Annotated in this window: 13 protein-coding genes; 5 read left to right on the top strand and 8 right to left on the bottom strand. The window is 53.3% G+C overall.

Features of this window, described 5'->3' with window-relative positions:
• Nucleotides 1–91: 91 nt before the first annotated feature.
• The 4 genes from EI42_RS16390 (at nucleotide 92) to EI42_RS16375 (ending at nucleotide 9,849) form a co-directional block, all read left to right on the top strand.
• Entirely contained in the window at nucleotides 92–2,239 is a 2,148-nt protein-coding gene (locus EI42_RS16390) for a catalase (RefSeq protein WP_111323702.1), read from the top strand.
• A gap of 540 nt (nucleotides 2,240–2,779) precedes the next feature.
• Nucleotides 2,780–4,852 (top strand): GxGYxYP domain-containing protein, encoded by a 2,073-nt coding sequence (locus tag EI42_RS16385; RefSeq protein ID WP_170142684.1) that lies wholly within the window; start codon nucleotides 2,780–2,782, stop codon nucleotides 4,850–4,852.
• Nucleotides 4,853–5,265: 413 nt separating this feature from the next.
• On the top strand, nucleotides 5,266–7,320 hold the full coding sequence (locus EI42_RS16380; protein ID WP_170142683.1) for a GxGYxYP domain-containing protein: 2,055 nt from the start codon (nucleotides 5,266–5,268) through the stop codon (nucleotides 7,318–7,320).
• Between the two features lie 357 nt (nucleotides 7,321–7,677).
• Nucleotides 7,678–9,849 carry a GxGYxYP domain-containing protein gene (locus EI42_RS16375; RefSeq protein WP_249033465.1) on the top strand — a complete coding sequence of 724 codons (2,172 nt, stop codon included), beginning with the start codon at nucleotides 7,678–7,680 and terminating at the stop codon, nucleotides 9,847–9,849.
• A 55-nt stretch (nucleotides 9,850–9,904) separates the two neighbouring features.
• Here the strand turns inward: EI42_RS16375 and EI42_RS16370 are convergent, their stop codons facing one another.
• From EI42_RS16370 to EI42_RS16360, 3 genes are read right to left on the bottom strand one after another with little or no spacing between them, the layout of a single operon-like run.
• Nucleotides 9,905–10,822, bottom strand: coding sequence for a carbohydrate ABC transporter permease (locus tag EI42_RS16370; RefSeq protein ID WP_170142682.1), 918 nt, complete (start codon nucleotides 10,820–10,822; stop codon nucleotides 9,905–9,907).
• A gap of 14 nt (nucleotides 10,823–10,836) precedes the next feature.
• Nucleotides 10,837–11,766, bottom strand: coding sequence for a carbohydrate ABC transporter permease (locus EI42_RS16365; RefSeq protein WP_111323698.1), 930 nt, complete (start codon nucleotides 11,764–11,766; stop codon nucleotides 10,837–10,839).
• Nucleotides 11,767–11,784: 18 nt separating this feature from the next.
• Nucleotides 11,785–13,092, bottom strand: coding sequence for an ABC transporter substrate-binding protein (locus EI42_RS16360; protein WP_111323697.1), 1,308 nt, complete (start codon nucleotides 13,090–13,092; stop codon nucleotides 11,785–11,787).
• A 564-nt stretch (nucleotides 13,093–13,656) separates the two neighbouring features.
• Here EI42_RS16360 and EI42_RS16355 point away from each other — a divergent pair.
• The gene (locus EI42_RS16355) at nucleotides 13,657–14,859 is read left to right on the top strand and encodes a carbohydrate-binding protein (protein WP_111323696.1); all 1,203 of its coding nucleotides are present in this window, start codon (nucleotides 13,657–13,659) and stop codon (nucleotides 14,857–14,859) included.
• 33 nt (nucleotides 14,860–14,892) lie between these two features.
• Here the strand turns inward: EI42_RS16355 and EI42_RS16350 are convergent, their stop codons facing one another.
• The 5 genes from EI42_RS16350 to EI42_RS16330 form a co-directional block, all read right to left on the bottom strand.
• The gene (locus EI42_RS16350) at nucleotides 14,893–15,789 is read right to left on the bottom strand and encodes an ABC transporter permease (protein ID WP_111323695.1); all 897 of its coding nucleotides are present in this window, start codon (nucleotides 15,787–15,789) and stop codon (nucleotides 14,893–14,895) included.
• A 114-nt stretch (nucleotides 15,790–15,903) separates the two neighbouring features.
• Complete coding sequence (locus EI42_RS16345) at nucleotides 15,904–17,058, bottom strand: DUF3182 family protein (protein WP_111323694.1); 1,155 nt, start codon at nucleotides 17,056–17,058, stop codon at nucleotides 15,904–15,906.
• A 213-nt stretch (nucleotides 17,059–17,271) separates the two neighbouring features.
• Nucleotides 17,272–17,550, bottom strand: coding sequence for an HAD-IA family hydrolase (locus EI42_RS16340; RefSeq protein ID WP_111323693.1), 279 nt, complete (start codon nucleotides 17,548–17,550; stop codon nucleotides 17,272–17,274).
• A gap of 1 nt (nucleotide 17,551) precedes the next feature.
• Complete coding sequence (locus tag EI42_RS16335) at nucleotides 17,552–17,800, bottom strand: hypothetical protein (protein WP_137686419.1); 249 nt, start codon at nucleotides 17,798–17,800, stop codon at nucleotides 17,552–17,554.
• 84 nt (nucleotides 17,801–17,884) lie between these two features.
• The gene (locus tag EI42_RS16330) at nucleotides 17,885–18,313 is read right to left on the bottom strand and encodes an ester cyclase (RefSeq protein ID WP_111323691.1); all 429 of its coding nucleotides are present in this window, start codon (nucleotides 18,311–18,313) and stop codon (nucleotides 17,885–17,887) included.
• Nucleotides 18,314–18,387 lie beyond the last annotated feature (74 nt).

The raw sequence follows: 18,387 nt of genomic DNA, 5'->3' as shown, positions 1-18,387 counted from the left end.
CCGAGGAAAAGTGCACTTCAAGCATGGCTTTCCTCTGTGGTAGACCGTCTGATCAGGCTAAAACAGTCTTTGCTAGAAAGGGAGCTTTTCCGTGAGCGACCAATCCAAGTACAACGAAAACAGGAAAGATCAAAACCTGGAAACCTTTCGCGAGCACCCCGAAGAGCAGTATCTGACAACCAATCAAGGGGTTCGCATTCCTCATACAGACGACTCGCTGAAAGCCGGTGAGCGCGGTCCAACCCTGATGGAGGACTTCCATTTCCGCGAGAAAATTATGCACTTCGATCATGAGCGTATTCCAGAGCGCGTAGTGCATGCTCGCGGTGCCGGCGCCTATGGCTACTTCCAGGTATATGAGCCAATGACCAAATACACGAAGGCCAGCTTCCTGCAAGATCCAGGCGAGCAAACACCGGTCTTCGTGCGCTTCTCAACCGTGGTCGGCTCGCGTGGTTCCGCCGATACTGTACGCGATGTGCGCGGCTTTGCCACCAAATTCTACACGAAGGATGGCGTGTTCGATCTCGTTGGAAATAACTTTCCGGTCTTCTTCATCCAAGACGCCATCAAATTTCCAGATATGGTCCATGCGGTGAAGCCAGAACCGGATAGCGAGATGCCACAGGCCGCTACAGCCCATGCCACAGCCTGGGACTTCTTCTCGCTCATGCCCGAGGCCACTCACATGACCATGTGGCTGCTCTCAGATCGCGCCATCCCGCGCAGCTTCCGCATGATGGAGGGCTTCGGCGTTCACACGTTCCGCTTCGTCAACGAGCAAGGGAAAGCGCATTTCGTCAAATTCCATTGGAAACCAGTGCTCGGCGCCCATTCACTGGTCTGGGATGAAGCGCAAAAAATGGCCGGTCAGGACCCCGATTGGCTCCGTCGCGACCTCTGGGAAGCGATCGAGATGGGCGACTATCCCGAATATGAGCTTGGCGTGCAGATCTTTGAGGAAAGTGAAGAGTTTTCGTTCGCCTTCGATGTGCTGGACCCGACAAAGATTATCCCGGAAGAGGTTATTCCAGTGCAGCGCATCGGGAAAATGACGCTGAACCGCAACCCGGAAAACTTCTTTGCCGAAACAGAGCAGGTAGCGTTCCATCCAGGTCACGTCGTTCCGGGCATCGATTTCACCAATGACCCTCTGCTTCAGGGCCGGTTGTTCTCCTATCTCGATACCCAGTTGATCCGTCTGGGTGGGCCGAACTTTGCCGAGATCCCGGTTAATCGTCCACTGGCACCGGTTCATAATAACCAGCGCGATGGCTACATGCGCCAGACGATCAATACAGGCAAAACCAGCTACTTCCCGAACTCCCTGGGTGGCGGCTGTCCGATGCTGGCCCCAGAATCAGCGCATGGCTATGTCCACTATGCCGAAAAAGTTGAGGGCCAGAAGATTCGGAGTCGCAGTGAGAGCTTCATGGACTACTTCAGTCAGGCAACCCTTTTCTGGAAGAGCCTCACGCCTCCTGAGCAGGAACATCTGGTAGAGGCCGCTCACTTTGAGCTGGGGAAGGTTCCTTCAAAAGAGATTCGCGAACGCATGGTCGGGCTCTATGAGCACGTTGATCACGAGCTTGCAGTCCGTATCGCAGAGGGTATCGGCGTGAACATCCCGACGAATAACCCGCGCCCCGGCGTTCAGCCTCCTTCCGGTAAGCGCACGGTAGAGCAGTCACCAGCCTTGAGCCTTGAAAATCAGAAGAATGATTCGATCAAAAGTAGACGCGTGGCCATCCTTGCCGCCGATGGGGTGAATGACTCCACAATTCAGCAGCTCAAAAAGACGCTGGAAAGCAAGGGAGCACATGTCTTTGTGATTGCTAACACGCTTGGCACAATCAAAGGTTCATCAGGGCAGGAAATTCCGGTCGATGTCAATGCACCAACAACCAGTTCTATCATGTTCGATGCCGTCTTTGTGCCCGATGGCCGCGAGAATCTCTCACAACTACAAAAGCAGGGCAAGGCGCGTCACTTCATCGCCGAAGCATATAAGCATGGGAAGGCAATCGCCGCTATTGGAGATGGTATTGACCTCCTCAAACATGCCAACATTCCCAACCTGACACTCAGCGATCCGACGTCAAACGGGGGGGTCGTTGATGCGGCTGGCGTTGTCACTGCCCAGAATGTGGCTGACCTGAATGTGCTGTCTGACCACTTCGCGCAGGCAATCGCCCAACATCGCCATTGGGACCGCCAGACCGAACTGGTTCCGGCATAGTCCTGAGAGGCAGGGGTACCGGCTTTTCGCGTACCCCTGTCCTTGCACGTCTTCATATCTATCCTATCATCTATCACGCCTTCTATTACCCCTTGCTCCATTTTTCTCCTTTCCTTTTTTACCAGCATTCCCCTCTACTTCCATACATCCATACAAATAAAAATATGATAAATATGCATAGCATTATGTTAAGAAAACTTCATGCAAAGTATCAATTTTTATGGTATTCTCTACGATAGAACTTACTCTTCATTTTAAGAATAGAAATTGTACTCTTGCAGCTTTCAGAAAAATGCGCCTGAGCAGGCGCCCGCACATTTCTAGCAACAACAGCGCGTTTCTCACTGCTTCAACGTCTGTCAGAAAGGGGGGCTGACATTGTTTCCACCATGAGGCGTATAGCCTCTTCGTCGTGAGATGGCACGTAAGCATTCATCAGAACGGGCACAGGTTGCCCACAAAGCCCAGATATCAAGTGGAGTGGTGGTTATGAAGGGTTATATCGGATATCTTGTAGCGCCGCGTGTAGGAGGGAACCATATGACACATGCTGTATGGAAACAGCGCAGGTTACGCCTCTTTATCGTCTCTCTATTCACCATTTGCCTATTGGCGGGATTTATGCAACCAGAGTCTACATTTGCAGCAACAACATCACAACATGCAAACACAAAAGGCATAAGCTGGCCCGAAAACCAGGAACTTCCCACATTTGCGCAACCAAACCATCTGGACGTTATCGACCTGGAACATGAGACAGGTGAGATGAGCATGCTCCTTGCCACGCTGCAAGGCATTGTCAATCGCGAACGACCCAGAATCTACCTGATTGAACATATGGTGGATGACGGAAAATATACCTGGCTTCAGGAAACTGGCGTCCCCTACAAGATGTATCAAGATCCCTGGCAACTCATCAACAAATACAAGAAAGAACTCAAGGGGATCATTATTTACGATCCGAATGTTCCCGATACCATCAATGCCGCGACCACGCTCGCAGGGCTACGCACAGGCATCGTTGCTCATCCTGATCTGGTCGCCAAACTGACCACGCCTCCGCTGAAGCTCCCCATCCTCGAGGACCTGCGAGGCCGCTTCACAGGCAAGCTAGACGTGATCAACTGGCAGATGACAAACCTGTGGCCTCAAACCACACATCGCATGCTTATCGGGCTCGATCCAATGACCGGCATCATGGTCCCCGAGGACAACTGGAAGGACTTTCAGGTGATCGCCGAGGAAACCCGCGAGATTATGGACAGCTCGAACCGCAAAGTCTACGACCTCGACGTGTCCAAATTCCTGGGCAACGAGGCCGTTTATCTGCGCTTTGAGGACGCCTTCCAGATCGGCGGGTGGGGCGCTGCCGTCCATCAGGTGACGGTCAAGGCCGATGGCAAGGTGATCGCGCAATTCATCCCCTGCACCGACGCCGAAGAGCAGTATGTGTTTGATCATGGCCGCTCAGCCTGCAAATATGATCCGAAAAATCAGCATCGCTTCGCTGATGGGAAACGCTACTTTGTCTATCGCTTCGCCCCGCCTGCCGGAACCAAGCAACTGATCGTTTCGGTTGACATGTGGAATCAGTACAAAGTGTCGGCGTCCAGTGTACGGCCTCGCGTCACCTCTGATACCCGCGTGCCCTATGGCTACCTGCGCGACTATGCGGTTGCGAACAAGGCTATGGTCTTCTGGCTCTCGTCCAAGCTCAGCGATGAAGCACAACTGCTCGACGAAATTGCCTCCAAAGTCGAGCCTGAAACGCCGTATCTCGGTTGGTTCGATAGCGAGGCCGATGGTGTCCGCATTATGTCGAACCATAGCGTCTACGTGATTGCAGCCGACTGGTTCTCTAACCTCACCGTGCACTCAGGCATTCAGCGCCCCATTCAGGCCCCGAAAGTGCCTGCCACTCCGCCGCTGGAAAACAAAATCTATGTCACCTTTGTAATGAGCGAGGGCGACAACTTCCAGTATAACGAGCACCACATGCGCATGCTCTGGAATGATCCCAATCGCGGCAAGGTGCCTATCACATGGTCCACATCGCCGCTCCTCATGGAGGGCTCGCCGCTCATCCTGAACTACTACCAGCGCACTGCCACACCAAACGACGTGCTGGTTACCGGGCCTTCAGGCATGGGCTACTTCTATCCCTCCCAATGGCCGCGCGAAGAGCTTGCGACCTACTTCGAGCACTCGAAGCAGTACCTGAAAAAGACTGGCCTTGATACGGTCTATGCGCTGGATGTGCAGCAGGATATTTCGCCCTTTGTTGCACAAACCTATAACCAGAGTATGGGCATTCAGGGACTCTTCTTTAATGCCTCTTCGCAGGGCAAGACAAGCGTCATCGAAGGGCTCCCAGTCTCGATACAGATTCGCGATACAACCAGAGAAAAGATTCTGGAACGAATCAAGCAGAATGCGGCGAACTGGGATGGCAAATCGCCCCTGTTCCTCTCGGTCCAACTTGTGGCCTGGGATAGCACCCCGTCCGACGTGGTCTATTTCACACAACAGCTCGGCTCGAATTTCGTGACGGTTCGCGGAGATCATTTCTTCCAGCTTTTCCGTCAAGCAAACGGCCTACCTCCGACCCGATAACACGGTAGAAGGCGTCTACAGGCTCTCTCCGGGAGTCTGCGGGCGCCTTTTTTCTTGCCTCCTGATCTGCATGTTCGTTCAATGTCCATATATGTATAGACAAAGAGCGGCCACATATGTCTAGCATTCACCTGTACAAAGTACCGAATCATATGGTAATATGTCACGGAGAGCATGTTCTTTCACGCCAAAAGAAATATGTGCTCTTACCACCTTTGCAGAAGTTCACACCCGGTGGAAGCGCAATGGACGCGCTTTCAGCACATGGTTGTTCTGCAAAGCCTTTTGTCAGAAAAAGGGCTGACTCGCTCCGATACAAGGTGCATGTTCCGCCTCTTTTTCCATGTTATGCCGGATCAGGACGGACGTTCTTATCCAGGCCTTTTGCAGTGACGCACATCAGGAGGGACCCAATGACACAAACCACCTGGAAGCGGCCCGGCGTAATAAGCCTTCTTATTGCCTCCCTGCTTACTCTCTGCACGCTCGTCAGCTTCCTGGAACCTCAATCCGCGTCCGCAGCGACAGCAAAGCCTCAAGGTATAAGCTGGCCCGAAGGACAGGCACTTCCTAGGTTCGCTCAAGCAACCCACCTGGACGCGATTGACATGGGCAAGCAATCCTACGAAATGGATCTGACACTCTCCACGCTCGAAGGCAATGTCAACCGGACCAAACCCCGACTCTACCTGCTTGAGGACAATTCAGATGAGGGAAAATACACCTGGCTCAAGCACTCTGGTATCCCCTATACGCTGTACAATGACGCCTGGTATCTCATCAAAAAGTATAAGAGCGAGATCAAGGGCATCATTATTTATGATCCAACAGTTCCCGATACCATCAATGCTGCAACCACGCTGGCAGGTATCAAAACAGGGATCGTCGTTCACCCTGATATGGTCGCAAAACTAACCACCTCACCGTATACACTCCCTATTCTTGAGGATCTACGCGGGAAGTTTAAGACCAAATTGGATGTCATCAACTGGCAGATCGCGAACCTGTGGCCCCAGGCTTCACACCGCATGCTGGTTGGCCTCAGCCCCACACTCGGCGTTGGCGTTCCCGAAGACAACTGGAAAGACTTCCAGGTTGTCGCGCAAGAGACTCGCGAGATTATGGATAGCTCGAACCGCAAAGTCTACGACATCGATCTGTCCAACTTCCTGGGCAACGAGGCCGTCTACGTGCGCCTTCAGGACTCTTTCCCTCAGGGTGGATGGGGGCCCGCGGTCCATCAGGTGACAGTGAAGGCAGATGGCCAGGTGATCGCGCAATTCACGCCTTGTAGCGATGAGGAAGCACAATACGTCTTCGATCACGATAGCTCTTCATGCCTGTATGACCCGAATAACCAGCATCGCTTTGCTGATGCAACAAGCTATTTCGTCTATCGCTTTGCGCCGCCTGCTGGTACGAAACAGCTCGTTGTCTCATTCGACATGTGGAACGAGTTCAAGGTTTCGGCGACCGGCATCAAGCCACAGCAGACCTCTGACGTCGGGCGGCCTTATGGTGCTTTGCGCGATTATGCCGTCGCAAACCGCGCTATGGTCTTCTGGCTCTCGACCGTGAATCCCACCCAGTCGCGCCTGTTCGAGCAGCTTGCCTCGCAGGTTCAGCCCGAAACACCTTACCTCGGCTGGTTCGATATCGAGCCTGCCGGTGTGCATATGCTATCAAAACATGGCGTCTATGTGGTCGCAGCAGATGTGTTCACCAATCTCACCGTACATTCAGGCACGCGACGCTCGATGCAGCCTCCCGCCGTGCCAGCCACGCCGAAGCTGGAGAACAAGATCTATGTCTCGTATGTGATGAGCGACGGCGACAATCTCCAGTATAACGAGCGCTACATGTATAAGCTCTGGAACAACCCAGATCGAGGCAAGGTGCCCATTAGCTGGACGATCTCACCCCTGCTCCGTGACGCCTCGCCGCTCATTCTGGACTACTACCAGCGCACGGCCACCGCGAACGACGTCTTGATTTCCGGACCCTCGGGCATGGGCTATTTCTATCCAACCGAGTGGCCGCAGGACGAGCTTCCCACCTACTTTGAGCACACAAAGCAATACCTTCGGCAAACCGGCCTGACCACGATTGCGGTGCTCGATAGCGGCAATGTCAACACGCGCGTCGCCCAGGCGTATAAGAAGAATATGGGCGTGAACGGTGCCTTCTACATGTATGACACCAAAAGCACGACAAGCGTTGTCGAAGGGCTCCCCGTTTCGGTGCAGATCCACGATCTCACCCGAGATCGAATCCTGGCCGATATCCAGCAAGCAGCCGCGAACTGGGATGGCACGTCTCCACTGTTCATCTCGGTGCAGTTGATCGCCTGGGAAACGACCCCCTCTGATGTGGTCTACCTCACACAGCAGCTTGGCTCGAAATTCGTGCCGGTTCGCGGTGACCACTTCTTCCAGCTCGTGCGCCAGGCAAACGGCTTACCCAAATAGCCTGCTGAAATCGAAGTAGACTCGCTCGTGCACAGGCGTCTACCGGCTCTCGATTGAGGGCAGGTAGATGCCTCGCACACACGCTCAGCAAGCATGGACCAATGTCGGCTCAATATCTCTATATGTCTATACAATAATCCCCTTTCACAGTGAACATTCCATAAAACAACTGTACAAAACGTTCCTTTCTATGGTATTATTTCCCTTAGAGCTTGCCCTTTCATTCCTGTACTCTTGCACCTTCCAGGAGAGCTTATGCATGGTAAAATCCCTTTGCAGGGCCCATTCGACGGTATCTACTTTTCTCTATCATTTGATGAATACCTACCAGCAAGGAGGTCTTCAGCTATATCAACCATGCAGGCGCACGAGCTGCCTCTTTATGGCGGAGCGCAAGAACGCGCTATCGATCTGATCTCTTTTGCAGTGATGCACATCAGGAGGGACCCAATGGTACACACTGTCTGGAAGCGGCCAAAGGTAAGCCTCTGTATCGTCTCCCTGCTTACCCTCTGCACGCTGATGAGCATAATACATACACCAACTGCATTTGCTTCCCCTGCAGCACCAGATGCCAACCAGAAAGGAATCAGTTGGCCCGCTGGTCAACAACTCCCGACGTTCGCCCGGCCAGGGCACCTGGATGTGATCGATATGGGCGAGCAATCAGCCGAGATGCAATTGACACTTGCCACACTCGAAGGCAACATCAACCGGGAGCGACCGCGCATCTATCTGATCGAACACAACGCGCGTGAGGGAGCAACCACATGGCTGGAAAAGTCGAAACTCCCCCTTACTACGTACACCGATCCCTGGAAACTGATCAGCAAATATACGCATGAGATCAGAGGTATCATTATTTATGACCCCGATACTCCCGATACCATCAACGCCGCCACTACGCTCGCAGGTATCAAAACGGGTATTGTCGTTCACCCTGATATGGTCGCAAAATTGACCGCCGCACCGTACAAACTCCCCATCCTTGAGGATCTACGCGGGCGCTTCAAAACCCGGCTTGAGGTCGTCAACTGGGAGATCGCAAACCTCTGGCCACAAGCGAACCATCGCCTGCTCTTTGGTCTGGCCCCGACGGCAGCCAGCTCGATTCCAGAGGACAACTGGAAGCATTTCCAGGTCGTTGCCGAGGAAACCAACGAGATCACAAACGGCTCAAATCATAAGGTGTATGACATCGATCTGTCCAACTTCCTGGGCAACGAATCGATTTACGTTCGCCTGCAAGACTCCTTCCCACAGGGCGGTTGGGGCCCTTCGGTGCACGAAGTCACGGTCAAAGCAGATGGTCAGGTGATCGCCCATTTCATCCCCTGTAGCGACGACGAGGAACAGTACGTCTTCGATCACGATAGCTCCTCTTGCTCGTATGGCCCGACCGATCAGCATCGCTTCGCGGACGGGACAAGCTACTTCGTCTATCGCTTCACGCCGCCTGCCGATACCAGACAGCTTACCATCTCGCTTGACATGTGGAACGAGTATAAGATCTCGGCGACCGGCATCAAGCCCGAACACACCTCCGATATCGGGAAACCGTTTGGCAATCTACGCGATTATGTCGTCGCGAACCGTGCTATGGTCTTCTGGCTCTCAGCCAACCGGCCGAGCGAAGCCAGGCTTTTCGAGCAGATCGCCTCGCAGGTCCAGCCCGGAACGCCATATCTCGGTTGGTTCGATAGCGAGCCCGACGGCGTGCGCATGCTCTCGCGGCACGGCATCTACACCCTGGCAGCCGATTGGTTCACCAATCTCACCGTGCATTCTGGCATCCCTCGCGCGAACCAGCCACCCGCCACGCCTGCCACACCAAACCTGGAAAACAAGATCTACCTCACCTATGTTGCGAGCGATGGCGATAATCTCCAGTATAACGAGCATCACATGTACGAGCTCTGGAATGATCCCAATCGCGGTAAGGTGCCTCTCAACTGGACCATTTCGCCCCTGCTCCGTGACGCCTCGCCACTCATCCTGAACTACTACCAGACGACGGCAACCCCGAATGATCAGTTGATCGCTGGCCCGTCGGGCATGGGCTACTTTAACCCGTCCGAGTGGCCGAAGAGCAATCTTGCTGTCTATTTCGAGCACTCGCGGCGCTACCTGAAGGAACTGGGCATCACCACCGTTGATGTGCTGGACACGCAATATAGCCCCTCCGATGCGATCGCCCGGGCCTACAAAGACTACATGAACCCGCCTGGTGTCTTCTACAACTACGACAGTCACGGCAAAACCAGCACCGTCGCCGGCCTTCCTGTCTCCCTGCGCGTGCACGAGGTCAACGTAGATCGCACCATTGAAGCGATCAAGCAGGATTCGGCGAACTGGGACGGCACGTCGCCGCTATTCATCTCGGTGCAGCTCTCCGCCTGGGATACCATCCCCGCCAGAGACGCACTGAAAATTACGCAGGCACTTGGCGCAAACTATGTTGCGGTTCGTGGCGACCACTTCTTTCAGCTCTATCGACAGGCGAACGGCCTGCCGCAATACCACCCGTAACAGCATGCAAGGCGTCTACCGGCTCTCCATCGAGGGCCAGTAGATGCCTCCCTCATCAGCCTTTCAATCCCATTCCCTGTACACCTTCTTTAAAGTAGCGCTGCAAGAACAGGAACAACAGAACAATCGGAATCGTCGTCAGTGTCGCCAGGGTGAACGCCAGCGGATAGTTCAACATATGGCTATGCTCATCGGAAACCATCGTCATCGCGCGCTGCACGCCAACGGAGATGGTCCAGAGATCAGCGTTTCCGCCAACCGTCGCAAGCGGCCAGATATAGTCATTCCAGATATGCATACTCTGAAAAATGACCAGCACGGTCAACGCGGGCTTGAGCATTGGCAGATAAACATGCCAGAGCACTTGAAGCGTGTTCGCGCCATCGACCCGCGCTGCATCCTCATAGTCAGAGGGAATCGAATAGAACGTCTGACGCAACAGGAAGATATAGTAAGCGTTCACCAGATTGGGCAACAGCAACGCAGGCCAATCGTTAATAAAGCCATGCCCACCCTGCCCAACAATATCATTCCCGCCCGCCAGAGGCCAGCGCGCAAGCAACAGATACTGTGGCAACATATAAACGATCGAGGGAACGATCATCGAGGCCAGCAGTACCACAAACATCGCCTCGCGCCCCCGCCACTGAAGCCGCGAGAAGATATAGCCTCCCAGAACCGCCACAACACCTGGCACCAGAATATACCAGACGATTCGCACCAGCGTATTGAAAATCCAGACAAGCAGATTGCCCGTTTGCAGCGCCACAAACGCCTGCACATAATTTCCCAGGTAGAGCGAATCGGGAATCGGAAACCAACCGCTGTGCAAAAACGCCTGCTGTGTACAGAACGAGGCGACAAGCTGATAGACCAGTGGAAACGCCATAAAGATACTGCCTGCAATCAGCACAAGCTGAGCAAGCGTCTGGCCCCAGATTTTCCGCGGCGATAGCTGCTGAACAGCCTTCATCCTTTCCTCCTTCATTAGCCTCGCTGCAATAAGCGGATGTTCAGGATACTGAAGCCAAGCAGAATCAGCATGAGAATCGTTGCCCCCGCGCTCGCCATGCCGAAATTACCGTTCGCAAAGGCATCGTTGTAGATCTGCACCAGCATCACGTTCGTCTGATTGAGCGGGCCCCCCTTCGAGATGATATAGACCGCCTCAAAGATCTGAAAGCCACCAATCGTGCTGGTTACAAGCACAAAAGCGATCATGGGGCGCATCAAGGGAAGAGTGATATAGCGCAAAACGTTCCAGCCCGACGCGCCATCCACGCGAGCAGCCTCATAAAGCTCGACCGCGATCCCCTGCAAACCCGCCAGAAACAGGACGACCGGGTTGCCAAGCCCGCGCCAGATTGAAAAGACGATAATAAACACGCGCATAAAGGTCGCGTCCGTCGTCCAGACGAGCGGCGAGAGCCCGAGCGCTTTTGTCAGCTCAGTGAGCATTCCCCCGTATGGATCGATGAAGAGCGAGGCCACCTGCGACATGACCGCAGCCGAGGTGAGCGTGGGCACATACCAGAGCGAGCGATGCAGCCCCCGCGCCAGCACCTGCTGATTGAGCAACAGGGCCACCAGAAATGCAAGCGGCGTTTGAATTGCCAGAATCACCAGCGCAAACACGGCGGTATTCACCAGCATCAGCAGATAGGCAGGATCGGTAAAATATGCGATATAGTTCCGCAGGCCGACCCATTGTATCTCGCCAAACCCGCTCCACTCGGCAAAGCTGACAACCAGATTCAGAATGACCGGAATCACATTAAAGATGCAGTAGTAGACCAGCAGAGGGGTAAGGACAGCCCAGGCGAAGAGGCTCTGTCGGTGCCGCACGCGCCAGCTTGACCGGCGCGACGGCATCGTCGACGCATCCTCTTTCACCGAAGCCTTCGTTGGAACATCCATAAAACATCCTCCACAGCCCTATTGCACCGCCTGCTCCGCTGCTTTCTGCGCATCAGAGAGCAACTGAGGAACGGGGGCATCCGTTGTCAGCAGCTTCGTTAACATATCGTTGTAGGCGCTCCACACCTTCTGTGGATTCTTCGTCCATTGGGGCAGGGAATGCAGTTCACTGTTGAGCAGCGTATCAATAAATTGTTGCGTTGCGGGATCAACCTGCGAGCGCAATTTCTGGAGTGCCTTCTTGTTAGTCGGGAGCGTTTGTCGCTCTTCGTACGCCTTGAGCTGCGTATCATCCCGCGCGATAAAGCGCACAAACGCCTTTGCCAGATCCGGGTTTTTACTCTGTTTCAGAGCCGCATACTGCACATCAGCCACCAGCACGCTTGCATTCTTGCCTCCCTGAGGAATCGGTACCGGACTATAGCGACAATCGCCACAGCCGTTTGTTTTCGAGGCAGCAACATGCCAGCTCCCTCCGATCTGATAGGCGGTCTTGCCCTTATGAAGCTGCATGTAGAGCTGACCTTCATCGGAGTTAAAGGTCAGACCCGGCGGGGTTGTCTTGTTCAGTTTGCGAATGAACTCGTATACCGGAACCGCTTTCGGGTTGTCAAACCAGGGTTTGCTACAATCATCCTTGCATAGCGAGGCTCCAGCCTGTGCCAGATAGACTGAGAGGCGCAACACCGCCCCGATAGAGAAGCCAGCGGGCCCCTGTAACGTGTAGCCGTAATGGTTGGGCTGCTCTTTCTGCGTGATTGTTTGAGCCTGCTTCAGCAACTCATCCCACGTTTGAGGAGGCTTGTCACAATCGAAGCCAGCCTTTTTCACTACCTCACAGTTGCGTTCAAGTCCGAAAACGCCCGTATACGCCGAAAGCGTATAGATGTGCCCCTGATACATGCTTCCCTCATAGGTTGCAGGGACCACATCGTTCTTCAGGTCACCAAGCTCATTCTCAAGCGGAAGCAGCGCATTCAAGGCCGCAAACTGCCGAAAAAACGACTCACCAATCACCACATCAGGAGCAGTTCCACCGAGCAAGGCCGTGGTCAAATTCTGCCGAAGCTCTTCGTCCCATCCATGATCCTCCAGCTTTACCTTTACATTTGGATGCTCTTTCTGGAACTGGTCCACCAGATAGTGCGCATAGACTCCCTCCTGACCGGACTTGGCCAGCCGGTTCGCCTCAACCGTCCAGACAACCAGCGTGGTCGTACCATTTCCCGAAGACCCACAGGCGGCCAGTAAGGGAACAAGGACCAGAAAACAAATGAACAGCCCTGCAATTCTGAGATCGGGAGGAGCAAACGGCGCTTTCTTCATTGAAAAATCCTCCAGGAATGAAATAAGCCACAGGCTACAAATATCTATCTACAAAACGTTTCAGAGAAAAAGTCTGAACATTTGGGCCGTTCTTTTCTTCTATCAGTTCGCTTTTTTCCCCCAGAAAGTTGGATAAAATAAGTATATATGACATCTTAAAATAAAGTGAAAGCATATGTCAATTCGCAAATAACGAATCAAAAAATCAGCTCCCTGGATAGAAGAAGAGCTACTCTCAACTTATCCCCTCGAAAATCTATTCTACATCACTATTGTAACTCAAGTAGTCTGGAAGGAAAAGGCTTCTATACCATTCTTCCTATCATATATCACCAGAAAATAGATGTTTTGCTGCTTGCTTGGAAAATAGCTTCTCTCCTTCGCTTCCTCAGCTCAAACAGCAGGCTTCTTTAGAAGAGTGGTATAGATGTCTTGACAAATAGAGTTTTTCATTTTATAGTAACTTGTAATGAGCTCGTTTGCCCCTTTACCTCACTCATTCAACAGAAGCCAGTGTTGATTCTCGTTGCGCGAGGGATTGCGCAACAAAAGGAGCACAAGCAGATGAAACAACGGACGTTTCTTCTTCCAGGCATCTGCGCGGTCATGCTGATGATCGTGACTGTAAGCCTGGTTCTCTGGCAAAGCAAGGACGCGCATGCACAGGGCATTCCGGCCAGATACACGGCCCCCTATGCGGATGTCACGCTCTCGCCCCCGATTGCCGAAGCGATCCAGAATGGCGGCTCTCGCTTCTATACGCTTGCTTTCGTCATCGATGGAGGCAACTGTAAAGCCTCGTGGGCTGGCTTGCCACTCACCTACGAGCCGGTACAGTCGATTGTCTCTACGGTCCGAAATGCAGGAGGAGATGTTATCGCCTCTTTTGGAGGCGCAAGCGGCGTTGAACTGGCGCTCGTCTGTCCATCCGTGAGCGCGCTTCAGGCGCAGTATCAGGCCGTCATTGACCAGTATCACTTCACCCATCTCGACTTTGATATTGAGGGCGGCGCGCTCGGTTACGCTGATAAGAACGACCTGCGGAACAAAGCAATTGCCGCACTACAACGCGCCAATCCCGGCTTGAAGATCTCCTTCACCCTACCCGTCATGCCCTCCGGTCTGACGCAATACGGCCTTGATATGCTGAAGAATGCCGTGCAGAACGGTGTTGATATCAACATCGTAAACGTCATGGCGATGGACTACTACAACGGTACGACCGATATGGGGCAAGCTGCCATTGATGCCGCAAATAGCACCTATTCGCAGCTACAGAGCATTATTCCCGGGATGTCCTGGGCAAAAATTGGCGTCACTCCTATGATTGGCGTGAACGATGATCGCTCGGAGATTTTCACCACTCAGGACGCCCAGGAACTGGTCTCGTTCGCCCAACAGAAGCAGCTCGGCATGCTCTCCTTCTGGTCAATTGCCCGGGATCGAGCCTGCTCCAGCACGGGCCAGCTTTCGCCCACGTGTAGCGGCGTCCAGCAAAGCCCGTTCGCCTTCTCGCAGATCTTTGGAAGCTACGGCGGGGGCGGCGGCACACCGACCACACCCACACCGACCAAAACCACAACCCCAACACCCACCCAGACAGTGACGCCTACCAGCACGCCTCAAACAACCTGGCAGGCGGGAACCGCGTATAAAGTGGGTGATCGCGTCCTCTATAATGGCGTGACATACATCTGTCTTCAGGCTCACACCGCGTTGCCCGGTTGGGAGCCACCCAACGTCCCGGCGCTCTGGAAGCCCGCGTAAGCAAGCAGGAGAGTCAGGAATGTACTGGCTCTCCTATTCATGGACATCGCGTCTCGCCATCAGCACTGTCGCCACCACCAGGAAAACAACCGTGTAGACAGCGATAACGCCCAGCAAACCCGCAAACGGCAGATTCGCCTCCTGTGGACCAAAAGCAACCCGTATTTTGTCACCGATCAGCTTTTTGGGCAGAATATTGATTGCGGGCCCAAGAAGATATTGCTGCACATCCACAAAAAAGGCATTATGCGTGAAACTGGCCGCAAGCGAGAGAAACGAGGGGAGCATATTATCAACGGCAAACCAGCTAAAAGCAGCAGTCATGCCGAATGCCAGCGAACGACCAAGCACTGTCACCCCCATCGTCATGATAACCGTCACCACCTCGCTCATCACGAGCGTCAAAGCGTACAGACCCACATCGCTAAGAAGCCCGCTATCTACCGCCTTTAGTACATTTAGATTGCCCGTCACCAGCAGCGCCACCAGCAACGAACCAAGCGCGTGAGCCAGCAGGCCCCCTACCAGCACCACCAGCGCCACCAGCAGCAGCGCAATTCCCTTCGCATACAGTAGAGCAAGCTTGTTCACGCCCCGCCCGATCAGCACGCGAATCGTGCTGTGCTGGTACTCCATACCAATCAGGTAAGCAGTGGCGAACATCAGAAAGGCACCACCAAACATGCGCAACCCGATCAGAAAGCTCATTTGAAACTTCCAGAACAATGCTGCCTGATGTGCCGGATTTTCCGCTAGATCCGGAGAAGAGGAATAATTCATCAATGCAAGAAAGTTCATCCCGGCAATCGCAGCGAGCACGACAAGCGCCGCCACCCAGATCAGCGGTTGCTTATAGAGCTTCATCAGTTCCGCCTGCACCAGTCCCCAGAAACGTGGTGTCCTTCCTTCCATCGATACGTCTGCCTGCATATTGGACCTCCGACTTCGTTATCTTCTGGTCCAATATTACCCTCACGCTGTCGCATATCTATCGCGAAATGGTCGCAAAAGTATCGCAACAAGCAGCCGTATCGGGCTTTTCCACTAAAGAAGCAGGCGCTCAACCTTTGAATAAATCAACATATACTTCTCCGGGAGAAACGCTTCATCTTTGCCATGGAAATGGATGGTTGCTCCAGTGGGGATAACAGGCGGTTCCTCGTTCTCCTGGTAATAGGTATTATAGCCCGAAACCACAACTTTCCTCACATGTTGATGTTTTCTCAGCTCTGCAAGCGCCACCAGATCAGGCGCACCACCAGCTCTAAAAGATGGATCTGTCAGAATAGAGAACCACTGCCCGCTTTTCTCATCATACCCCTGCACGACATCAACGTTCATGCGTGAAACTACTATTTCTTCGTACAGGCTCAAGGCGCGATGAAACGCCGCGACCTGCTTGATGGCTTGCTGCAAGTACTCGTCAAAGGGCAGGAGTCGCGCCAGCTCCTCGTATTCACCACGAACCGCCACCAGATCGGTTCCACCATACTCGACTTCTTGTGTCTCTTTATCCTCTATCTGCCTCTGTTTCCCGTAATAACTAATTATATCACCATTTATACGACTCATTCCAACACACAACGTTCTGGCCTGCAACAAATTCCGCTCAAAAATGTAGCCATTACATGCCAGCTTCTCATCATCAAGCCGCGCAAGCAGCGCTTCCAGCTCAGCAAGTGAGCGTATCACTGTCTGTCCCCTGCCACTTGCACGCGTGGGATCTTTCGCTCGCACCGCGCCAGCCTCGGCCAGAAGCAACCGACCGGCCTCACGCGCATCTTCCTTACTGAAAGCCGCAAAACCTACCGGGACGGCCTCACGCCTGCTTTCAGCAAACTGATCAGACCAGCCCCGAGGCCGCTGTGCATGAGCAGAAACCAGCGGATGCATGATCACTTTTGTTGCAAGAAATGGCTCAGGAACCAGCCCACCATAAAAATCGTCGCTACTCCTGATACCCATGTCAGCAGCCGTCTTCAGCGACATCAGCAGGATATCATGCGGGAAAAAAAAGGGTGGTTCCGCTGCCGTGTGTTCCCCCTGATATTCACCCCCATACGTCCACTGATAGGCCTCTACCAGCCGCTGTATATAGCTCTCGTTCCTTTTAATCACATGATGATGAGACCGAGCACGCCGCGGTGTCGGCACGGTTACAGTATAGATACAGCGCGATCCATTTTTGCAAGAATTCATCCGGGCATCTCCACTCTTCTCTTGCTAAAGAACATGTTCTGCTTCTCTCTGCTGATTATAGTATACATGAAACGGCAATGTATTCTCTACTCTCCTTTTCCCCGGTTTTGCCCGGCTGGCTGCTAGCAACGCAGATCAGGACAAGGGCTTGAGGAAACGCTGTATTTCAGAAATACCTGAGCGGTTCTCGTCAAAATGAAGCACCAGAATTCCTCATCGTTGCGCGGCCAGTATGTTTTCAAGCCGATCATCAAGAAAAAGCGTCTCTTCAGGAGCCACTCCAAGCCGCGTTAAGGCCAGACGGTAGATGCGCTCATCCGGTTTGGCAAGCCCTTCCTCAGCAGAAAAGATCTGAAGATCAACAAAGCGATCCAGGTGGAACAGACGGTTGAAGTCGCTTCTCGCCTCCGACCAGGCATTGCTGAGCAAAGCCACTTTGTAGCGCGGACGCAGACTATGCAAAAACGTCGCCAGTTCGTGATGGAGGTGCAAATCATATCTCCTCTACAAATACTGTGAGATCAATCCCGACCCGGGCGCTCGCCTGCTGAACAAGCGCTTCCTGCGACACGCGACCAAAGATAGCCGCCTCATCCAGTTCTGTTGTGAAGAGCGCCCGCATGATCTCGCCCTCTTTCAGCCTGGCATGTTGCTCCCATTGGCGTCGCACGGCCTCCCACGCGGGTCGCTTGAGCAACAGGACCCCGGCAATATCACTGATGATCGTCGTGACAGGCATCACACTCACCTTCCTCTGCTTTGATACTACCTGAAAAACCTGCCGAAGTCCAGCGCTCTCGGGCCACAACAGGGCTTCCTACCGCAGCTAATCGACTTCAGGCCATTTCCAGCCCAGTTGGAAGAAGAGGCCGAGCCGATCACTTACCCCCCGTATTTCCGAGATTTTCCCATCCTTCAGCGTGAACAGCAACATGATTTCAACTGTAAAGCTGCGATATGTGGGCTCCGGCATGCGAGGATGAAACCCTGAATGTACCCCACGCTGGATAATCCGCGCAACTACCCGATCATTTTTCGCAATCAGCTCTTCCACGTCTATATGATAAGGATTGAAGGCGGCCAACTGCTGTCGTATCCCATCAAAGGCGGCTCCAGGCTCATCGGCTTCACCGAAAATGATCTTGTTATAGTCGATCACATCAGACGCAATATAATCTGTCAGACGATCAAGCTGACGATCATTGATAGCCTGAAACATGCCCATGACAACCTGTTCGTTTTGCCCGTAATTCATTATTCTACCCCTTTTTATTTTACGATGTAAGTTTATAAACAGAGTATAATCTTACGTTGTAAGTTTGTCAAGGG

Origin of the sequence: Thermosporothrix hazakensis (assembly GCF_003253565.1) — a bacterium.
Lineage (GTDB): Bacteria > Chloroflexota > Ktedonobacteria > Ktedonobacterales > Ktedonobacteraceae > Thermosporothrix > Thermosporothrix hazakensis.
The sequence above is the reverse complement of the archived record's forward strand: the minus strand, read 5'-3'. Positions and strand labels throughout refer to the sequence as shown.